We start from the raw sequence: 19,806 nt of genomic DNA, 5'->3' as shown, positions 1-19,806 counted from the left end.
GTCGTCGGCGCGGGCGACACTCACGAGCCCTGAGCGCCGGGTCCGGTGCTCGCCCCGGCGCCCGACCGGACCCGTACCGGCCGGGCGCGCCGTAGCCTGGAACGGTGACTCTCCCCTTCGACGTCGACGCCGCGCGCGCCGACTTCCCGATCCTCGAGACCGAGATCGACGGCCACCCGCTCGTCTATCTCGACTCCGGCGCGACGAGCCAGAAGCCGCGCGCCGTGCTCGACGCCGAACGCGACTTCCTCGAACACGCGAATTCGGCCGTGCACCGCGGCGCGCACACGCTCGCCGCCGAGGCGACCGAGCTGTTCGAAGACGCCCGCGTCACGGTCGCCGAGTTCGTCGGCGCCGAACCCGAGCAGCTCGTGTGGACCTCGGGCGCCACCGCCGGCCTGAATCTCGTCGCCGGTTCCCTCGGCTACGCCGGGCGCCTGCGCGAGGGCGACGAGATCGTCGTCACCGAGGCCGAGCACCACGCCAACCTCATCCCCTGGCAGGAGCTCGCCGCCCGCACGGGCGCGCGCCTGCGCCACATCCCGGTGCTCGACGACGGCATGCTCGATCTGCACGCCGCGGCCGATCTCATCGGCGAACGCACGAAGGTGGTCGCGTTCCCGCACGTCTCGAACGTGCTCGGCATCGTGAACCCCGTCGCCAAGCTCGTGACCCTGTCCCGGGCCGTCGGCGCACTGACGGTGCTCGACGCGTGCCAGTCGGCTCCCCATCTGGCGCTCGACCTGCCGGCATCCGGGGTCGACCTCGCCGTGTTCTCGGGTCACAAGATCCACGGCCCCTACGGCATCGGCGCGCTCTGGGGACGCGACGAGGTGCTCGAGGGGCTCCCGCCGTTCACCACCGGCGGATCGATGATCACCACGGTCACCCTCGACAGGGCCGAATACCTCCCGCCCCCGCAGCGCTTCGAGGCGGGCACGCAGCCGGTGTCGCAAGCGGTCGGCCTGGCCGCCGCCGTCCGCTGGCTGAGCGCGCACGACCTGCCCGCCGCCCGCGCGCACGAGGCGGTGCTGGAGCGCCGCCTGCGCGACGGACTCCGCTCGATCGACGGCATCCGCCTGCTCGGAGACACGGATGCCGCCGAGCGCATCGCCCTGCAGGCCTTCGCGGTCGACGGGGTGCACGCGCACGACGTGGGCCAGTTCCTCGACAGCCGGGGCGTCGCCGTCCGCGTCGGACACCACTGCGCACAGCCGCTGCACCGCCGCTACGGCCTGACCGCATCTGTGCGCGCCAGCGCCGCCATCCACACGACCGAAGAGGAGATCGACACGTTCCTCGACGCCGTCTCGGGCGTTCGCGGATTCTTCGGGGTCGGCGCCAACTCGACGGGAGCACGCGCATGAGCGGGCTCGAATCCCTGTACCAGGAGCTCATCCTCGACCACGCGAAGAACCGCCGCGGCTTCGGCCTGACCGAGCCCGGCGCCCGCAGCGCCACCGTGCACCAGCGCAACCCGATCTGCGGCGACGAGATCACATTGCGCGTCGAGCTGTCCGACGAGGGCGACCGCGTGGCATCCGTCACCTGGGAGGGCGCGGGGTGCTCGATCTCGCAGTCGTCGGCATCCATGCTCGTCGCCCTGCTGCAGGAGGACGGCGGAGACAACGGGATGCCGACCGCCGACGCCGACGCCCTGATCGCGCAGTTCCGCGAGGCGCTGCGCTCACGCGGCAAGATCCCGCTCGACGAGGAGACCTTCGGCGACGCCGCCGCCCTGTCGGGGGTGTCGAAGTACACCGCCCGCGTGAAGTGCGCGATGCTCGCCTGGGTAGCGCTCGAAGAGGGGCTGCGGCAGGCCTGAGAAGCCGTCGCCTGGGCCGTGGCGTGGGGGGTGTGGGGCGTGGCGTGGCGTGGCGTGCCCGCGGCGCCCGCCATGGCGGACGGGCTCGCCGTGAGCAACCTCAGCGATCCGCACCACCTCAGCCCGAACCGCCCCGAACCAGCTGACCCCGCGCGAATCACTGACACCGCGCACAACGCCGCCGCGCCCCACGCGCCACGACCTCAGCGATCCGCACACCCTCAGCCCGAACAGCCCCGCAGCAGCTGACCCAGCGCGAATCACTGACACTGCGCACAACTCCGCCCGACCCAACACGCGCAACCTCAGCGATCCGCACCACCTCAGCCCGAACCGCCCCGAACCAGCTGACCCAGCGCGAATCACTGACACTGCGCACAACTCCGCCCGACCCAACACGCGCAACCTCAGCGATCCGCACAACCTCAGCCCGAACCGCCCCGAACCAGCCGACCCCGCGCGAAGCACTGACACCGCGCACAACGCCACCGCGACCCCAGGCGCCGCGACCTCAGCAATCCGCACCACCTCAGCCCCAACCGCCCCGAACCAGCTGACCCCGCGCGAATCACTGACACTGCGCACAACGCCACCGCGACCCCAGGCGCCGCGACCCCAGCCGACGGCGCCTCGCCGCGACGAACACCCACGCATCGCTGACGGTGCCCTCCCCTCCCGCCGCGACCGGCGCTACCCTGCGGAGAGACGAGAGGACGGATGCCATGGCGGCAGGTGGAGCGGGATTCACCGATGAGGAGCGCGCGGCGATGAAACAGCGCGCCGAAGAACTCAAGGCCATGAAGGGTCTGAAGGGCGCGGCGAAGCTCCAGAAGGAGAACGAGGCCTGCGTCGAGGCCATCGACAAGCTCGACGGCGTCGACCGCGCGGTCGCGGAGCGGCTGCACGTCATCGTGCTCGCCGAGGCTCCGCATCTGACGCCGAAGACGTTCTACGGCTTCCCGGCCTACGCGAAAGACGGCAAGGTCGTCGTGTTCTACCAGCCGGCATCCAAGTTCAAGACCCGCTACGGCACGGTGAGCTTCGATGACACGGCGCAGCTCGATGACGGCCCGATGTGGCCGGTGTCGTACGCGGTGGTCGAGGTCACGCCCGAGGTCGAGAAGACGATCCGCGAACTCGTGCGGCGGGCGGCCCCCGGAGCCTGACACTCCGGGCCTGAACCCTACGCCTCGCCGCCGGAAGCCGCACCCGTCTTGTCCGACGCCCGGCCTCGGCGTTGTGTGAAGGCATACGCCGCGCCGGCACACCCCACCGGATGCCGCGCGGCCGGGGATCCTCGGATCCCGCCTGCACGACACGATCGGTCGGGCGACCGGCTGGAGAGGACGAAGATGTCAGGAAACAGAGCAGTCGCGTACAAGGAGCCCGGAGTCGTCGAGGTCATCGACATCGACTATCCCGAGTTCGAGCTGAAGGACGGGCCGGGTGTGAACCCGGCGAACGTGGGCCGAAAGGTCCCCCACGGCGCGATCCTGCGCACCGTCTCCACGAACATCTGCGGCTCCGACCAGCACATGGTGCGCGGACGCACCACCGCCCCCGCGGGTCTCGTGCTGGGTCACGAGATCACCGGCGAGGTCGTCGAGGTCGGACCCGACGTCGAGTTCGTCAAGGTCGGCGACATCGTCTCGGTCCCCTTCAACATCGCGTGCGGCCGCTGTCGCAACTGCAAGGAGGGCAAGACCGGCATCTGCCTGAACGTGAACCCCGACCGCCCCGGCAGCGCCTACGGGTACGTCGACATGGGCGGCTGGGTCGGTGGTCAGGCCGAGTACGTGCTCGTGCCCTACGCGGACTGGAACCTGCTGGTCTTCCCCGACCGCGAGCAGGCGCTCGAGAAGATCCTCGACCTCACGATGCTGTCCGACATCTTCCCCACGGGCTTCCACGGCGCGTACACCGCGGGCGTCCGTCCCGGATCGACGGTGTACATCGCCGGGGCAGGACCCGTGGGCATCGCCGCAGCCGTCGGCGCGCAGCTGCTGGGTGCGGCCGCGGTGCTCGTCGGCGACCTCAATCCGGAGCGCCTGGCGCAGGTGCGCTCGCTCGGGTTCGAGAGCGTCGACGTGTCGAAGGGCGACCCGGGAGAGCAGATCGAGCAGATCCTCGGCGTCCCCGAAGTGGATGCCGCGGTCGACGCGGTCGGTTTCGAGGCACGCGGTCACGGGGCCGATGCGGGCCACGAAGCCCCGGCGACCGTCCTCAACTCGCTGTTCACGGTGACCGCGGCGGGCGGCGGGGTCGGCATCCCGGGTCTGTACGTCACGGGGGACCCCGGCGGCGTCGACGAAGCCGCGAAGGTCGGGTCGCTGTCGCTGCGACTCGGTCTCGGCTGGGCGAAGTCGCTGTCGTTCACGACCGGTCAGTGCCCGGTGATGAAATACAACCGGCAGCTGATGATGGCGATCCTGCACGACAAGGTGCAGATCGCGAAGGCGGTCGACGCCACCCCCATCAGCCTCGACGACGCCCCGCAGGGCTACGCCGACTTCGACAAGGGCGCACCGCGCAAGTACGTGCTGAACCCGAACGGGTACATCACGAGCTGACGCTCACGCCGGAGCTCGCAGAACGGCGCGATGCTCGCAGATCTCCCCGCCGGGTCTGCGAGCATCGCGCGCAACTGCGAGCTTCGGCATGGGCCCGTTCGAGAGCGGGATGCCGCGGCCCCGAGGCCGCGGCATCCCCCGCTCAGGCCAGGACGACGCGCTCCAGACGCTCGAAGCTCTTCTCCATGCCGTCGACCATGCCGGTGGCCAGGACCATGTCGCGGGTCGCGGCATCCGGATACTCGATGAGCAGCGTCACCAGGGTCGCCCCGTCCTCCTCGTACAGCGACAGGTCGTTCGTCGTCGAGGGGTAGTCAGTGCCGGTCATGTGCTCGGTCTGCACGATGCGGCGCGGCTCGTCGATGAGCAGGGTCTCGCCGTCGAAGCCGAAGCCCTCGCCCTCGGTGCCCGCCTCGGGCTCCCAGGCGATGCGGTAGCGGCCACCCACCGAGACGTCGACCTCGCTGACGGTCATGCGCCACCCGTCGGGGCCGAGCATCCACTGGCGCATCAGCTCGGGCTCGACGTGGGCGCGCCACACCAGCTCACGCGGGCCGTCGATGAGGCGGGTGATGCGCACGTGCTGGTCGCTCAGGACCTCGAGCTGCGTCCCCTTGCCCTGCGCGAACTCGCGGAGGCCCCGCAACACGGTGTCGAGCTGGTTCATCGCGAGCGTGGAGCCCTCGACGGCGCCCATCGCGACGACCTGCTCGAGAGCGTCGGCCGAGGCGAAGTGGCTGACGTTGACCATGCGGGAGCCCTCGGGCGTGGCCTCGAAAGCGAAGACCATGCGCATCGACGGCATCCCCTCGATGGGTTCTCCGGCTTCGTCGGCGAAGGAGTCGATGACCTCGAACCCGCGGGGCTCGTCGATCGCGGTGAACTCCCACGCCCCGCCCGCGCGCTCCCCCTGCGGCGAGGTCATGTGGTACTTCGCGTGCCCGCCGACGGTGAAGTCGAACACGTCGAAGGTGGACGGCCAGCCGGGAGGACCCCAGAAGCGCTCGAGCTGACGTGGGTCGGTGAACACGGCCCACAGGCGCTCCGGACCGACGGGGAAGTCGGCGACCAGGGTCATGGTGAGGGCTTCGGCGTCGCTTTCGACGGATGTGACGGGCATGACGGGCTCCTTCGTCGGTCAGTTCTCGGTGGGTCGGTGCGCGGTGGGTCGGTGCGGGATGGGTCGGTGCGGGATCGGTTCGGTCGGCGGGGTGGATGCCGCGGCATCCGGTGACTTCGTGGGAGGGGCCGTGGTGGATGCCGGGGTCTCCGGTGCCGCCGCCGACGGGGCAGGGACGGAACGGGCGGGGGATGCCGTGGCATCCGGTTCTTCGGACAGCAGCGCATCGAGTCGGTCGACGCGCCCGCGCCAGAGGTCTTCGTACGAGCGGAGCAGCTTCTGCGCGCGGGCGATCGCGGTCGGGTCGGCTTGCACGAGTCGCACCCTCCCCTCCGCGCGTTTGGTGACGAGCCGCGCCTCGACGAGCACGGCGATGTGTTTCGACACCGCCGCGAACGACATCGCGTAGGCCGCCGCGAGCTGCGTCACCGACTGCTCGGAGACCAGCGTGCGCCGCACGATGTCGCGCCGCGTGGCATCGGCGAGGGCGTGGAACACCCGGTCGATGTCGGCGTCGCTCTGTTGTTCAACCATTTGGTTGCACGTTAGCGGGGATCGGGTGGCGTGGCAAGAGGGCTCGCGGGCCGCGGCGGCGCCTCGACGATCCCTGCCGAACCCGCACACCGCGCAGATCTTCCGCCGCAAGACGGCCCCTTGATACCCCCATGGGGTATACGCTCGCCGAGTCAGCAGGTGAGGAGGACCCGGGCGCGACCCGCTCGTCGGTGCGGCCCTCGCCACGCGCGCTCGGTACCGAGACCCTCCGCGATCCCCCTCCACCCGCACACGGGTGAACGACGAAGGAGCAACCACATGAAGATCCGATTCGCGACCGCGGCCGCTCTTCCCCTGGCCGCCGTGCTCGCCCTCGCGGGATGCGCCGGCACGAGCAGATCCGGTTCCATGCCCGGCATGGACCACGGCTCCGCGCCGATGACGACCGCGACCACGACGGCCACCGAGGCGTCGGAGACCGACATCCTCTTCCTCACGATGATGATTCCGCACCACGAGCAGGCCATCGAGATGTCGGACACCCTGCTCGCCAAGACGGGTGTCGACGATGAGGTCACCGCCCTCGCCGAGCAGATCAAGACCGCCCAGGGCCCCGAGATCGAGACGATGAAAGGGTGGCTCTCGGACTGGGGCGTGTCGATGAGCGAGGGCATGAGCGGCATGGATCACGGCGGGATGATGTCGGAGTCCGACATGCAGGCGCTCGCGGATGCCGACGGCGGCGACGCCGCCCGCCTGTACCTCGAGCAGATGATCGAGCACCACGAGGGCGCCGTCGACATGGCGCAGGACGAGATCGACGACGGAGACGACAGCCAGGTCGTCGACCTGGCTGTCTCGATCGTCGACGGTCAGACGGCCGAGATCAGCACCATGAAGGATCTGCTCGCGGCGCTGTGAGCAGCGGCAGGGCGGGCGCCGGTCGACTCAGAGACCCGAGCGCAGCGCCCCGGCCACGGCATCCAGAGCACCGGGGACGAGGCGGTAGTAGGCCCATGTTCCGCGCTTCGAGCGCGTGAGGAACCCCGCCTCGGTAAGCACCTTGAGGTGGTGCGACACCGTGGGCTGCGAGAGCCCGACCGGGTCGGTGAGGTCGCAGACGCAGGCCTCCTGCCCCTCGGAACCCGCGACGATCGACAGCAGGCGCAACCGGGTCGGGTCGCTCAGCGCCTTGAGTGTCGCGGCAAGACTCTCGGCGGCTTTCGCGGTGAGCACGGACGCCGGGGGCGTCGCACAGCACGCGGGAGCGTCGAGGACCGGGAGCGTCGTCATGCATCGAAGGTAGTCGATATTGACATCCATCGATAGATGCGGGCACCATGAGGCATCGACGATCATCGATGCAGAAGGAGGCTCCGTGTCGACGCTCACCCTCACTCCCCGAGCACGCACATCGGATCGCCTCGCGACCCTCCCCGTGGTCGTCATCGGCGCGGGGCCCGCCGGGCGCGTCGGATGACGCTCGTGCGCGCGCTCGAACGAGCGGACTGGGCCGCGGTGGAGGACATCTACCGCGAGGGCATCGACGGCGGCAACGCGACCTTCGAGACGGAGACGCCGACCTGGGACGCGTTCGACCGCTCGAAGACCCGGTTCGGCCGACTGGTCGCCGTCGACGACGCGCACGCCGTCGTCGGGTGGGTGGCGGCCTCACCCGTCTCGACACGCCCCGCCTACCGCGGCGTCGTCGAGCACTCGCTCTACGTCTCGTCCCGCGCACAGGGACACGGGGTCGGCACCGCCCTCTTGCGGGCCTTCATCGCCATGTCGGAGATGAGCGGGGTCTGGACGATCCAGTCCAGCGTGTTCCCCGAGAACACGGCATCCCTTCGCCTGCACGAAGCCCTCGGCTTCCGCGAGGTGGGCCGACGCGAACGGATCGCGCGCTCGCTCGTGGGCCCGTGGGCCGGGCAGTGGCGCGACACCGTGCTGATCGAACGGCGCAGCTCGATGAACGGGCGCACATGACCTTTCGCCCCGCCCGCCACCAACCGTTCACCTCGACCGAGGAAGATAGCGAGATCATGACCCGCCCCACCGTTCTCTTCGTCTGCGTCCACAACGCCGGACGGTCGCAGATGGCCGCCGGCTACCTGCAGCAACTCGCCGGCGACCGCATCGACGTGCTCTCCGCCGGCTCCGCACCGAAGGACGCCATCAACCCCACCGCGATCGACGCGATGGCCGAAGAGGGCATCGACATCTCAGCGAACCAGCCGAAGGTGCTCACGGTCGACGCGGTGAAGACGTCCGACGTGGTCATCACGATGGGGTGCGGCGACGCGTGTCCGATCTTCCCGGGCAAGCGGTACGAGGACTGGGAGCTCGACGACCCCGCCGGTCAAGGTCTCGACGCCGTGCGCCGCATCCGCGACGAGATCAAGGGTCGCGTCGAGGGGCTGATCGCGAGCCTGTCGGTCGAGTGACGGGCCCTCCGACCGGCCGGAAGGGCAGAACCGGAGAGCGCTTAGCAAAGGCTACGGCCTTATCCTTTGCGTAAATGGGCCGGCGAAGCCGGCCCTGACCATGGCTTCGGTCGCCTCCGCCCTCGGCATCAGCACGCTCGCCGCGGGTGCGGCGATATACAAGCTCGCTATAGCGGGTGCGCTGATCGGTGTGAGCTGATGCCCGGCCCTCACGCCCCCACGCCGCGCGGGCGCGACCACGGCAGTGCCCCCATCATGCTCAGGACCGCGACGATGGCGGCGCTGAGCGCGGTGGCCGCGATGAGCAGCGGCAGAAGCACCGGCGAGGACGCCGCGGGTGCACGGGGGATCAGATCCAGCGGCGCGGGCTGCAACGTCAGGGGCGTGTTCGCCGCCACCAGCTGAAGCGCGGGACTGTCGGCGGGGATCACGGCCGGGGCACGGCGCACGGGGTTGACGGGCGTCGCGCCCATCGCGGTGGCAGCGGTCCCGCCGCCCGTGGGTGGGGCCACGGGCGCCGCGGCGTCGTAGCTCACGGTCAAGGGACTGGCGGGCTTCGCGGCGTCGCGGATACCCCCGGTGGTCAACCAGTACCCCTGCTGTCCCGTGAGGCCGTGGAAGTCGACGAACGACTGCGGGAACGACCCCCAGTGCGCCTCGTTCGCGGCGGACCGGGCGACCTGTCCGCCCCCGACCGTCGAGACCCCCAGGTACTGCGGAGTCACCGAGAAGCCCGCGCCGGCCGCGACGTCGGCGCCGCGGATGTCGGCCAGGGTGACGGTACGCGGGGGCAGCGCCTGCCACTTCGTCATGTCATCCATCGAGGTGCCGAAGCCGCTCGCCAACCCGGTCAGTCGACCGCTCCCGGACGCGTCGAGGGTCAGCACGGGATCTGTGACGCTCCAGTACGTCATCCCGCCGTAAAAGGCGACGGTGAACGACCCCGACCAGCGAATGCTGACCCCACCGTTCGCGAGCGAGCCGGTTCCCCCCTGCATCACCACCTGATTGCCGCTGGTGCTGGCCGTCGACGACGCCGACACCGCCACCCCGCGCGGGTCCAAGCACTTCGTCGCCCAGGTCGACTCCACCCACTCGCCGGTGGAGGTGGGCTTCTCGACCCGCACGGAACCGTCGCGCGAGCGGTACAGCGCGTCGCTCTCGCGCCACACGCGTGCGCCGCCGGCGTCGCCGGCCAGGCCCGCGCTGAGGAAGTTGCATCCGCCCGCGAAGGCACCGGCACCCGATTCGGCATTCAGCCCCCACCGCAGCTCCGCGTCGGTGATCGATCCGTCGGGGGTCGGCGCGGTCGTCGGTCCGGGCACCGTGACGACGATGTCCCCGGGTCCCGACGCGGCGGCAGCCGGTGCGGCGACACCCGCCGCGAGCGCGAGGGCGACCAGCGCGACGGCGCCTCGAAGGCGGCGGGCGCTCATCGCGCGATCCCCACGGGGGCGGTCCGGTCCGGCGCGGGCTCGTCCGCGGTGGCTCCCGGCACAGGCTCGCCGACGGCGCCGGAGGAAGGCCGGCTCGCGTCAGCGCCGAGGGTCGACACACCCGCGTCAGCGCCGGAGGCCGGCCCGCCCAGGCCGACGGTGCCGGGGGCCGGCACACCCCCGTCAGCGCCGGAGGCCGGCCCGCCCCCGCCGACGGCGGACGCCGACCCGTCCCCCGCACTCCGCTCCCCGCCCGCGCGGCGGGCCCGTCGACGCGCACGGGCGCGGGCGATCGCGGTGACGATGCTGGCGACCACGAGCACGAGCGACAAAGCGATGCAGCCGAGCATCAGCACGATCGCCCAGACCGGAGCGACGAGGGCGATGCTCGCGGCGGGGTCGGTCACCACCCCACCCGTCACGGTCACCTCGGACTCGGCGACCCCGCCCGACCCGGCGCCGCGGAGGGTGAGGAGGTGGGTGCCGTCGCGGATGTCGCGCGGCACGGGCAGAGCGGCGGCGACCTCGCCCTGGGCCCCCGCGGTCAGGGGGCCGACCGCGGTCAGCCCGCCGTCGAGCGCAGCGACGACCTGTTCCCCGGGGGTGAAGCCCTGGCCGGTGAAGACGATCGAGGATCCCGCGCGGACCGCGGCGGCTTCGACCCCGACGCGAGCTCCCCCGGTAGCCGCGGCCGGGGCGGCGGCCTGCTCCGCGGGCGCGGCGGGCGCGGCGGCGGATCGGAACGACAGGGGCGTGAACGACTCGTTGTTCGCGTTCTTCACGCCGTGCGCGCCGATGGTGATGACCCCGCAGGTCACCCGCCGGCAGTCGACGGTGGTCACGTTGCCGTCGCGATCCTGACTCTCGAAGGTGGCACCCGGGACCACCATCGACACCGACCACGACCCGTCCGCGGCGACGACTCCGTTGGCCGAGCTCTCGGTCTGGCTGCCCGGGAAGGCGAGGAAGCGCTGGTATCCGTTGTTGTCCGCCGACTCCGCATCGGGGACGTAGCGGTAGTCCTCGCCGACGACGCCGCCCGCGCTCGGCCGCCAGGAGCCGCCGGCCGCGTCGTCGACCCAGCCGAATAGCACGTAGATCCCGCCGAAGCCGTTCGGGATGGACTGGAACCCCGTTCCCGCCACGGTGACGTCGGTGACGTGATCCGACGACACCACGGCGCCGCCGTCGATCCCCGACACCGAGACGCTGCCCGCGGCCCACGCGGGGGCCGCCGCGCCCATGAGCGCCGAGACGGCGAGACCCGCCGTCACGGCGGCGGCGAGAGCAGAGCGGCTGAGTCGGTTCATGCGGTGAGGTCTCCGTCTTCGAGGTCGTCGGTCGCGTCGGTCCCCGCGACCACCCACAGGCTGCCGTCGGCGCCGGTCAGAAGGTCGATCGGATGCCGGTACACCCGCGTCAGCACGGCGGGGTCGAGCACCGCGGCAGGAGGGCCGACCGCGGCGAGGCGCCCGCGCTCGAGCAGCGCGATGCGGTCGGCGTAGGCGGCGGCGAGGTTGAGGTCGTGGAGCACCACGACGGCCGCCCCACCCTGACGCACCCGGTCGCGGGTGCGCGCGAGGACGCGATGCTGATGGCGGATGTCGAGGCTCGCGGTGGGCTCGTCGAGGAGCTCGATCCGCCCCTGCTGCGCGCGGGCGCGGGCGAAGGCGACGCGCGCCCTCTCGCCGCCCGACAGGGCCGTCACCGGCCGCTCGTGGAAGGGGGCGACCTCGCCCGCGGTCATCGCCTCGGACACGATCTCGCCATCGCGCTCGGCTTCGGGCCGACGCCGCCAGGGCGCCCGCCCCATGCGCACGACGTCCTCCACCCGGAACGGGAACGAGACCTCGTTGCTCTGCGTCAGCACGGACCGCCGCCGCGCGCGATCGGCCACCGGCCACGAGGACAGGGGCGAGCCGTCCATCTCGACGCTCCCCGAGGTGGGGAGGCGATCACCGGTGAGGACGGACAGCAGCGTCGACTTGCCGGCCCCGTTCGGCCCGACCAGCACGAGCAGTTCGCCGGCGCGGAGATCGAGGTCGACGGCATCCAGGACACGGCGGCCGCCGATGTCGACGTTCAGGCCGCGGGCGCGAAGGACCGGGGTCATCCCCACCCTCCCGAGCGTCGGCGCGTGCGTCGGAGCAGCCAGAAGAAGAAGGGACCGCCGATGAGGGCGGTGAGCATGCCGATCGGCAGCTCGCTGCCGGGGACCGCCGTCCGGGCCACGAGGTCGGCCGCCAGGAGGAGGACCGCACCGCCGAGCGCGCTGGCGGGGAGGAGCAGACGATGGCCGGGGCCGAGCACCATGCGCATGAGGTGGGGCACCACCAGCCCGACGAAGCCGATGATCCCGCAGAAGGCCACCGCCGCACAGGTGAGCAGCGCGATGACGACGATGGCGGCGACCCGAAGCCTCTCCACCCGCACCCCGAGATGCTCCGCTTGACGCTCCCCCAGCGCCAGCAGGTCGAGGTCGGCAGCCATGAGCACGCAGGCGGCGACGCCCACCGCGGTGAGCGGGGCGACGATGGCGAGGTCGTCCCAGCGGGTGCCGTTGAGCGACCCCAGCTGCCAGAACACGATCTGCTCGCGCTGCTGCGTGGACCCGAGGTAGGTGAAGAGCGCGATCGCCGCGCCCCCGACGGCGTTGACGGCGATGCCGGTGAGCACGAGGGTGACCACCTCGGTGCGACCGTCGGCCCGCGCGGCGGCGTAGACGACGGCGATGGCCAGGAGCCCGCCGACGAAGGCGAGGGCGGGGAGCGTGAGCGGTCCGAGGAACGTGAGGCCGAAGACGATGGATGCCGATGCCCCGACGGCCGCGCCGGACGAGATGCCGATGACACCGGGCTCGGCGAGCGGGTTGCGGAACACGCCCTGCATGACCACGCCGGCGGCGGCGAGGGCGGCCCCGACGAGGACTGCCATCAGCAAGCGGGGGGCGCGGATGAGCCACAGCGTGGCCTCGGCGTTCACGTGGCCCATGGTGGCGCCCTCCGGGGCGGCGAGCGCGCCCAGACCGAGGGAGGAGACGCCGGCGTTCCACGCACGGGAGACGGCGCCGAGCACCTCCGCGGGCGGAATCGGGAGTTGTCCGCTGCCGGCCGACACGACCATCAGCGCCACGAGGGAGAGACCGAGCCCGACGAACACCAGGGGGCCGCGGGAGCTGCGACGTCGAGGGGGGACGATGAGCCGTTCCGATTCGACCCGGGTGGCGATGGCGCTCACCCGGAGGCCTCGGGGGCGTACACGGCCACGGCGAGCGCGTCGAGCACCTCGGCGGACGCGGGGCCGAAGCTCAGCACCGTGGTGTCGGACATGTCGACGATGCGGCGGTGGCGCCCGGCGTCGGTCTGCGCGATGGCGGGGAGGTGCTCGACCAGGCCGTCCACTCCCCCGACGGATTCGAGGCCCTTGGTCATCATGATCAGCAGATCCGGGTTGGCGTCGACGAGCGCCTCGTCGGTGACGGGACGCATCCCCTTCCACCCGATCTCGCCGGCGACGTCGATGCCGCCGAGTGCCTCGATGAGGCTGTCCGCCCCGGACTCCTCACCGAACAGGTAGTAGACGCCGGACTGACCGCGCACGTAGAGGAACATCATCCGCAGCTTCTGCGCGGGGTCGACGGGCGCGACGGCGGCGATCTGCGTGAGCTTCGCGGCCACGGCATCCGTGCTCCGCGCGGCCAGCGCCGCCGCCCGCTCGGGGACGCCGAGGGCCGTTCCGACCTGCTCGATCAGCGATCCCACCGACTCCAGCGAACGGTGGGAGTCCACCACGACGACGGGGATGCCGGCATCCCTCATCTGCAACACGGTGTCCCAGGGGCCGAGGCTGGTGTCGGTCAGGATGACGGTGGGTGCCGCCTCGAGGATCGCCTCGGCGTTGAGGTCGTGGCCGTTCTCGGTGACCACGGGGAGCGCGGCGGCCTCGGGGAAACCGCTCGAGGTGTCGCGCGCGACGACGGCGTCGCCGAGACCGAGCTCGAACACGATCCGCGAGAGGGACCCGTAGATGTCCAGCGTGAGGATGCGGGTCGCGTCGGTGACGGTGACCTCGGTGCCCTGCGAATCGGTGAGCGTCACCGGCAGCGCCTGCGCTCCGTCGATGATCGGGTCGATCGCCGCGGAGGCGGCGACGGCCGTGGACGGACCCTCCCAGGCGAGCGGGTCATCCACCGGGCTGACCTCCGCCAGCGGAGGGGTCGCAGCCCCGTCTCCGACGGGCGACAGGGCGCCGCTGCAGGCGGTCAGCCCCCACGCGAGGACGGCGACGAGGGCGGCCGCAGCGAGGGGACGGGGGACGCGACGAGTCATGAGGGAACCTCCAAGTTAGGCAAGCCTACCCTTAACGTTGCCGGAGTTTCCGAATCGTGCTTAGGTAAGCCTAACCTGCCTTCCTGCACCCGCCATCGGGTGCGGTCGACGCCTGCCGTCGAGAATCACGGAGGCGGAGAAGGGAATGAACGTGGACTCCTCATCCACGCCGCGCACGCGCTTCGGGGTGGTCGCGGCGGCAAGCCTCACCGCCGCCGCACTCACCCTCGGGGGTGCGCTCGTCGCCGCGCCCGCGCACGCCGCAGAGACATCCATCGACGACGCCGTCTTCCGCTGGGGCATCAACGCCGAGGCGAACGCGGCCGCCTTCGCCCCGGGCACGGTCAACCTGCTGTCGGCGGGAGTGGTCACCGCGACCTCGTCCGCGGACCGCGTCACCTCGGCCAACTGGAAGCAGAGCGAGGGCGACACCAAGATCTTGAAGCGCCAGTCCGACGGCAGCTACGCCGCCGCGACCTTCGCGGGACTGCGCACCGACGCCGCCGGCACGACGATCACGACCGGCAACGGCCTGAACTCCGGTCACATCGTCGAGATCTCGGGCGGGACCGGCACCGTCGATGTCTCGGCGAACACCGCCGCATCCAGTGGACCGGGACCTTCACCTCGGCCTTCTACTCCGGGATGACCCGCTCCTGGATCACCGACCCCACGCTCACGGTCGCCGCGGACGGGACCGGAACGGTGACGGCCACCCTCGGCGGCTACGGGACTTCGATGGACGACCCGGACAAGTTCGAGACCCTCACCCCCGTCGAGGACGTCGTCGTCGCCACCCTCACCGGAGTGGACGTCACCCCGACCGGGTTCACGGTCACCCCCGACTACCTCGGGCGCACCATCACCACGCCCGCCGACGGGGTGGCGCAGGTCACCTCCGGCGCCAACGCCGGGGCGTTCCCGCAGTCCTTCGTGGACTTCCAGGCCAAGACCGGACAGGGCTCCTACTGGTACTCCTCCGGCGGCGCGGCGGACGCCCGCAAGCCCGCCAGCGCGCTGTCCGTCGCCTACACCGCGGCCGCCGTCACGACCGCGCCGACGGTGACCGTCTCGCAGACGACCGGCCTCACGCAGGGTCAGACCGTCACCGTCTCGGGCAGCGGGTTCCTGCCGGCCGGCACGGCCACCAACGGCGTCCGCCCGCCCCTGGCGGGGCAGTTCAGCGGCGTCTACGTCGTGTTCGGCAAGTTCGCCGACGTCTGGAAGCCGTCCGCCGGGGCCGCGAGCTCGGCACGGTCCGTCATCACTCAGAAGTGGGCGCTCCCGGCCGCGAGCATGGCGACCGTGGGCGGCGCGAACGCCGGTGCCGTCGAACTCCGTGCCGACGGCACCTTCTCGGTCGACCTCGCCCTGACGACCACCGAGGCGCAGAAGCTCGCCGCGGGGAACTTCGGCATCTACACCTACGCCGGAAGCGGCACGGTGTACGCGCCCTTCGAGACCTCCACTCCGCTGGCGTTCTCGACGGCATCCGACGTCATCGTCGAGGTGCCCACCTGGGTGGACGAGGTCTCCGGTTCGTTCGGGTGGGCCTTCGAGGGCACCTCCCCCGCCAACCTCGGCACCGCCGTGCAGGAGGGCGAGAACTTCGTCGCCACCGGTTCGCTGACCAACATCGTCGTGACCGACACGCGCACCGGCGGCAGCTCGCCCTTCACGTGGAGCATCTCCGGGCAGGCCGGCGACTTCGCCTCGACCGGCGGCGGTTCGTTCTCAGCCGGTTACCTGGGGTGGAAGCCCAAGGTCGTGGCGGGTGCCGTCACCGGCGGCACCGAGGTGACGTCGACGCGACTCGGTGGCGCGGGTCTCGCCTCCTCCCGCGTGCTCGCCTCGTCGACCTCCGCCGTCAGCGCGACGGTGGGAGCCGATCTCTCCCTCGTCATCCCCGGCACCACCACCGCGGGGGACTACGCCAGCAAGCTGACCATCACCGCCCTGCAGTAAGACGCACCTCGATGGGGTCCCGGCGCGCGCCGGGGCCCCATCCGTCATCCCGAATCGAAAGACCAGCCGTGCCCCTCACCCGCCGAGTCCCCGCCCTCGCCCTGACCACCGCCCTCATCGCTCTGCTGAGCGCCGCCCCTCCCTCCGCCCACGCCGAAGACGGCGGGGTCGCGTGGACGGTGCAGACCGCCGACAACGGCAACGGCGCCGGGCGCGCGAACTTCAGCTACGACGTCGAGCCCGGGACCGTGCTCGCCGACACGATGATCGTGGTCAACACGGGAACCGAACCGCTCCCCCTCGCCGTCTACGCCGCGGACGCCTTCACCGCGTCCAGCGGCGAGATCGACGTCCTCGTCGACGGCACCCCGTCGCAGGGCGCCGGGACGTGGGTCCGCGTCGACACCGGTGGGCTGCAACTCGCCCCCGGCCAGAGCGCCGACGTCCCGTTCACCGTCAGCGTCCCCGCCGACGCCCGCCCGGGCGACCACACCGCGGGCATCGTGACTTCGCTCACCACCACGGACGCGTCGAGCTCGCTCTCCGTCGACCGCCGCTTGGGGACCCGTATCAACCTGCGCGTGGCCGGCGAACTCGCCCCCGCGGCGGCCGTGAGCGAGGTGCGCGCGGAGTACCACCCGACGTGGAACCCGTTCGCAGCCGGAACCTTGACCGTCCGCTACGCGCTCGAGAACACGGGCAACACCAGGGTCACGGGAGCCGAGACCGTATCGACCACGGGAACCCTCGGCCTCCTGGGCACCTCGACGCCGCCGGCCCAGCTGAGCGAGGTCGTTCCCGGCTCGACCGTCGAGATCGCACGTGACATCCCCGCGTTCTCGATCGGCTGGATCAGCGGCTCGGTGCGGGTCGCGCCGGAGGGCGTTGGGCTGGGAGCGGGCTCCGTCGATGAGGTCGTCGTCGACTTCGCGGTCCCCGCCGTGCCGTGGAGCCTGTACGCCCTCGTCGTCCTCATCGCGGCGGTCACCGTCGTGCTCGTGCTCGTGATCCGCCGGCGCGGGGCGAGCAGGCGTCCCGGTGACGCTCAGGCCACCTGAACGGCAGGCGCGCGACCCCCGCGAGGCGGAGCAGCCCCCTCAGTGATGCTCAGGCCGCCTGAACGGCAGACGCGCGACCCCCGCGAGGCGGAGCAGCGCCCCGCGAAAGGGAGCAGCGCCCCGCGAAAGGGAGCGGCACCCCCGCCCCGGTGACGCTCAGGCCACCTGAGCGGCTTTCGCGCGCGCGAGGTCGACGAACAGCTCCGTGTTGAAGCGGTAGGCCACCAGCACCTCGTCGATGACGCGCTCCTTCTCGGCGTCGTCCCACGGTGCGGCGTCGAGCTGCGAGCGGTAGACGTCTTTGAAGGCGGCGGGATCGGCGATGTCGCCGAAGAGGTAGAACCCGATGCCGTTGGTCTCGAATCCGAACCGTCGCTGCATGAGCCGGCCGATGTGGATCCCGCCCGACAGATCGCCGAGGTAGCGCGTGTAGTGGTGCGCGACGAAACCGCCGGGCCAGGTGGCCGCGACGCGCTCGATGCGCGCCACGTACGCCCGGGTGGTGGGGAGCGCCTCGACGCTTCGACGCCACTCGCCCCCGATCAGGAAGTCGAGGTCGGCTTCGAGCGCGGGCAGGCGCGTGAGTTTGTCGCTGATGAACACGCTTGCGACGGGGTCCACCCGCATGCGCTCGGTCGCCGCCTCCAGCGCCCGGTAGATGAACCAGTGCTGGACGACGAGGGCGATGTAGTCGTCGCGTGTGCCCGAACCGTTCATGAGGTCCGTCATGAATCCCGCGCCCTCGCTTCCCGAGTGGGCGTTCTTCGAGCGGTCCCGGAGGGCGGCGGAGAAAGGGATCACGGCGGTCATGACGCCATCATACAAAGAAAGTTAGGGTGACCTAACTTGAAGATCCCGTCAGTGCGGGCGGGGCGTCTCACCCCGGCGCGCGCAGGCCTCGTCGTACAGTGCGACGATCTCGCGACGCACCTCCCGGCGTTCCGAGATCGCGCCGGCGGGCCGGGGGACCCGGACGACGACATCCCGCCCGCCCGCGTCCGTCGCGACCCAGTCCCCGCCCTCGGAGTCGAAACCCGTCATGGCCGCGGAGACGGCGTCGTCGCGACCGAAGGCGCGCACGATGAGCAGGCTGTCGGCGGGGTGGTCGTCGTTCATGTGGGCGAGGACCGCGGCGCGCGTGGCGTCGTCGAAAGCGTTGGTCACCCGCTCATCTTAGGGTGCCCTTACTCGACCGCGCCGCGCACCGCCGGTCGCCGGCGGGCCGGGCAGCTCCGGACGGCGGTCGCCCCCTCCGTCGCGAACCGTTCTCCCTCGGCGTCGAGCCGTCAGTGCGGCGCGACCAGCGCCTCGAGCGGCCCCTCGGGCAGCACGACCCAGCCCTCGCGGCGAGCGATCGGGAGAACCTCGGATGCCGGGCGCTCGAACATCCCGAGCGCTCCGGCGCGCGTGGCCAGGGCGGCGATCACCGCATCGAACGCATCGGCCTTCGCGAGGGCGCGGGGCCCGAACGCGCCGACGTCGAACCAGGGCGCGCGCTCCCGCAGGGAGTCGAGCAGGGTCGCGCGGCGCGTGGCATCCACGCGGTACCCCGTCGTGTCGAGACCCCACCGCCTCAGGGCCCCTCCGGGGTAGACCTCGAAGAGCTTCCCCTCGGCGGCGCGGTCGACGCCCACGCCAACCTCGGCGAGCCGTCGCAGCAGGCCCGCGCCCCGCAGCGCGGTGACGCCCAGGCGATCCGTCGAGACGCTCAACGGCCAGCGGCCGATACGCTCGCGCACCACGTGGTCGGTGTGACGGTAGACGAGCGGGCGGCGCCACTCGGCGTGCCCCTCGACCGGGCCGAGCGACGGCTCGACGTCCGCGTGGTGCGCCCGCACGAAATCGACGAACGCGTCGGGCCACCCGAGCGGACAATCGATGCCCAGCCACGCGTCACCGCGGGCGACGGATGCCACGATGTCGGCATCCTCGATGCCCACCTCCAGCCTCGTCAGCACCGCCGAACCGTCGGCCCAGACGATCTCGGCGAGGGCGGTGCCGGGGGCTCCGGCGGCGAGGTCGACTCCGACGGTTCTCATCGGGAGGAGCCTATGCCGACGAGAGCCGGGTGCGGGCGGAGCGGGGGTGCACATCGGCATCCCTCCGACAATGCACCCCCGCTCTCGCGCGCGACCTGGGAGGATCGGGGCATGGCAGACGACGATCTCCCCGATTCGCTCGAACCGGCGGTCGACGTCCCCCCGCGCGACGAACCGCCCCCGCCGCCGACGCCGAAGGGCGACCTGCGTGTGGCATCGGTCATCGCGCTGCTCTCGGGCATCGTCGTGATCGCGTGGTACCTGTTCGTCGTCACCGCCAGCACCATCTCCGACCTCGACAACCTGGCGGCGATCCAGATCAGCATGTGGGTGCTCGCGGGGGTGTCGCTGGTCTTCGGCATCCTGAGCCTGAACGCGCGGATGGCTCGCGAACTCGCCGCCGCGGGATTCATCGCCGGGGTGGCGGCCGCGCTCCTGTCGATCTCGATCGGCTTCTTCAGCGGGCTCGAACTGCTGAACTGACACGCAGATCCGGCGGGGCGGCGCACCGCGTCGATCGGGA

22 protein-coding genes are annotated in these 19,806 nt (G+C 71.6%); 11 read left to right on the top strand and 11 right to left on the bottom strand.

The window, feature by feature from the left end; genetic code table 11:
- Window positions 1–104: 104 nt before the first annotated feature.
- The 4 genes from MT347_RS14230 (at window position 105) to fdhA (ending at window position 4,395) form a co-directional block, all read left to right on the top strand.
- Complete coding sequence (locus MT347_RS14230; RefSeq protein WP_243501907.1) at window positions 105–1,367, top strand: aminotransferase class V-fold PLP-dependent enzyme; 1,263 nt, start codon at window positions 105–107, stop codon at window positions 1,365–1,367.
- Window positions 1,364–1,825, top strand: a complete 462-nt coding sequence (gene sufU, locus MT347_RS14225; RefSeq protein ID WP_243501906.1) for a Fe-S cluster assembly sulfur transfer protein SufU — start codon at window positions 1,364–1,366, stop codon at window positions 1,823–1,825. The genes MT347_RS14230 and sufU overlap by 4 nt, the downstream gene beginning before the upstream one ends.
- A gap of 722 nt (window positions 1,826–2,547) precedes the next feature.
- The gene (locus tag MT347_RS14220; RefSeq protein ID WP_243501905.1) at window positions 2,548–2,991 is read left to right on the top strand and encodes a hypothetical protein; all 444 of its coding nucleotides are present in this window, start codon (window positions 2,548–2,550) and stop codon (window positions 2,989–2,991) included.
- Window positions 2,992–3,177: 186 nt separating this feature from the next.
- Window positions 3,178–4,395, top strand: a complete 1,218-nt coding sequence (fdhA, locus tag MT347_RS14215) for a formaldehyde dehydrogenase, glutathione-independent (protein WP_243501904.1) — start codon at window positions 3,178–3,180, stop codon at window positions 4,393–4,395.
- Window positions 4,396–4,537: 142 nt separating this feature from the next.
- On the opposite strand, the gene MT347_RS14210 is transcribed toward fdhA, so the two are convergent.
- Window positions 4,538–5,515 carry an SRPBCC family protein gene (locus MT347_RS14210; protein WP_243501903.1) on the bottom strand — a complete coding sequence of 326 codons (978 nt, stop codon included), beginning with the start codon at window positions 5,513–5,515 and terminating at the stop codon, window positions 4,538–4,540.
- 18 nt (window positions 5,516–5,533) lie between these two features.
- A complete protein-coding gene (locus tag MT347_RS18565) occupies window positions 5,534–6,049 on the bottom strand; it encodes a metalloregulator ArsR/SmtB family transcription factor (RefSeq protein WP_374206543.1) in 516 nt (171 codons plus the stop codon).
- Window positions 6,050–6,328: 279 nt separating this feature from the next.
- Here MT347_RS18565 and MT347_RS14200 point away from each other — a divergent pair, with 279 nt between their 5' ends.
- On the top strand, window positions 6,329–6,931 hold the full coding sequence (locus MT347_RS14200; RefSeq protein WP_243501902.1) for a DUF305 domain-containing protein: 603 nt from the start codon (window positions 6,329–6,331) through the stop codon (window positions 6,929–6,931).
- Window positions 6,932–6,958: 27 nt separating this feature from the next.
- On the opposite strand, the gene MT347_RS14195 is transcribed toward MT347_RS14200, so the two are convergent.
- Window positions 6,959–7,303 (bottom strand): helix-turn-helix transcriptional regulator, encoded by a 345-nt coding sequence (locus MT347_RS14195; RefSeq protein ID WP_243501901.1) that lies wholly within the window; start codon window positions 7,301–7,303, stop codon window positions 6,959–6,961.
- 183 nt (window positions 7,304–7,486) lie between these two features.
- On the opposite strand from MT347_RS14195, the gene MT347_RS14190 reads away from it, so the two are divergent.
- Both MT347_RS14190 and MT347_RS14185 read left to right on the top strand, forming a co-directional pair.
- Window positions 7,487–7,999, top strand: a complete 513-nt coding sequence (locus MT347_RS14190) for a GNAT family N-acetyltransferase (RefSeq protein ID WP_243501900.1) — start codon at window positions 7,487–7,489, stop codon at window positions 7,997–7,999.
- A 56-nt stretch (window positions 8,000–8,055) separates the two neighbouring features.
- A complete protein-coding gene (locus MT347_RS14185; RefSeq protein ID WP_243502012.1) occupies window positions 8,056–8,457 on the top strand; it encodes an arsenate reductase ArsC in 402 nt (133 codons plus the stop codon).
- Window positions 8,458–8,666: 209 nt separating this feature from the next.
- On the opposite strand, the gene MT347_RS14180 is transcribed toward MT347_RS14185, so the two are convergent.
- From MT347_RS14180 to MT347_RS14160, 5 genes are read right to left on the bottom strand one after another with little or no spacing between them, the layout of a single operon-like run.
- Window positions 8,667–9,893 (bottom strand): hypothetical protein, encoded by a 1,227-nt coding sequence (locus tag MT347_RS14180; protein ID WP_243501899.1) that lies wholly within the window; start codon window positions 9,891–9,893, stop codon window positions 8,667–8,669.
- The gene (locus tag MT347_RS14175; RefSeq protein ID WP_243501898.1) at window positions 9,890–11,203 is read right to left on the bottom strand and encodes a hypothetical protein; all 1,314 of its coding nucleotides are present in this window, start codon (window positions 11,201–11,203) and stop codon (window positions 9,890–9,892) included. Before MT347_RS14175 ends, MT347_RS14180 begins: the two co-directional genes overlap by 4 nt.
- Entirely contained in the window at window positions 11,200–12,006 is an 807-nt protein-coding gene (locus MT347_RS14170) for a heme ABC transporter ATP-binding protein (RefSeq protein WP_243501897.1), read from the bottom strand. The genes MT347_RS14175 and MT347_RS14170 overlap by 4 nt, the downstream gene beginning before the upstream one ends.
- Window positions 12,003–13,130: a FecCD family ABC transporter permease gene (locus MT347_RS14165; protein WP_374206542.1), complete on the bottom strand. Its 1,128-nt coding sequence runs from the start codon at window positions 13,128–13,130 to the stop codon at window positions 12,003–12,005. Before MT347_RS14165 ends, MT347_RS14170 begins: the two co-directional genes overlap by 4 nt.
- Complete coding sequence (locus tag MT347_RS14160) at window positions 13,127–14,221, bottom strand: hemin ABC transporter substrate-binding protein (protein WP_243501896.1); 1,095 nt, start codon at window positions 14,219–14,221, stop codon at window positions 13,127–13,129. The genes MT347_RS14165 and MT347_RS14160 overlap by 4 nt, the downstream gene beginning before the upstream one ends.
- 151 nt (window positions 14,222–14,372) lie before the next feature.
- On the opposite strand from MT347_RS14160, the gene MT347_RS14155 reads away from it, so the two are divergent.
- The 3 genes from MT347_RS14155 to MT347_RS14145 all read left to right on the top strand — a co-directional run bounded on the left by MT347_RS14155 (window position 14,373) and on the right by MT347_RS14145 (window position 17,244).
- Window positions 14,373–14,870, top strand: coding sequence for a hypothetical protein (locus MT347_RS14155; RefSeq protein ID WP_243501895.1), 498 nt, complete (start codon window positions 14,373–14,375; stop codon window positions 14,868–14,870).
- Window positions 14,867–16,186 carry a hypothetical protein gene (locus MT347_RS14150; RefSeq protein ID WP_243501894.1) on the top strand — a complete coding sequence of 440 codons (1,320 nt, stop codon included), beginning with the start codon at window positions 14,867–14,869 and terminating at the stop codon, window positions 16,184–16,186. The genes MT347_RS14155 and MT347_RS14150 overlap by 4 nt, the downstream gene beginning before the upstream one ends.
- A 68-nt stretch (window positions 16,187–16,254) precedes the next feature.
- Entirely contained in the window at window positions 16,255–17,244 is a 990-nt protein-coding gene (locus MT347_RS14145; RefSeq protein WP_243501893.1) for a DUF916 domain-containing protein, read from the top strand.
- A gap of 156 nt (window positions 17,245–17,400) precedes the next feature.
- Here the strand turns inward: MT347_RS14145 and MT347_RS14140 are convergent, their stop codons facing one another.
- The 3 genes from MT347_RS14140 to MT347_RS14130 form a co-directional block, all read right to left on the bottom strand.
- On the bottom strand, window positions 17,401–18,054 hold the full coding sequence (locus MT347_RS14140; RefSeq protein ID WP_243501892.1) for a heme oxygenase (biliverdin-producing): 654 nt from the start codon (window positions 18,052–18,054) through the stop codon (window positions 17,401–17,403).
- Between the two features lie 48 nt (window positions 18,055–18,102).
- Window positions 18,103–18,408 (bottom strand): DUF2470 domain-containing protein, encoded by a 306-nt coding sequence (locus tag MT347_RS14135; protein WP_243501891.1) that lies wholly within the window; start codon window positions 18,406–18,408, stop codon window positions 18,103–18,105.
- Window positions 18,409–18,530: 122 nt separating this feature from the next.
- Entirely contained in the window at window positions 18,531–19,283 is a 753-nt protein-coding gene (locus MT347_RS14130; protein WP_243501890.1) for a DUF429 domain-containing protein, read from the bottom strand.
- Window positions 19,284–19,394: 111 nt separating this feature from the next.
- Between MT347_RS14130 and MT347_RS14125 the strand changes: the two genes are divergently transcribed.
- Entirely contained in the window at window positions 19,395–19,766 is a 372-nt protein-coding gene (locus MT347_RS14125; protein ID WP_243501889.1) for a hypothetical protein, read from the top strand.
- Window positions 19,767–19,806: the final 40 nt, after the last annotated feature.

Source organism: Microbacterium sp. VKM Ac-2923, from assembly GCF_022815605.1.
Taxonomy (GTDB): domain Bacteria; phylum Actinomycetota; class Actinomycetes; order Actinomycetales; family Microbacteriaceae; genus Microbacterium.
This window is presented reverse-complemented; position numbering and strand designations above follow the sequence as displayed.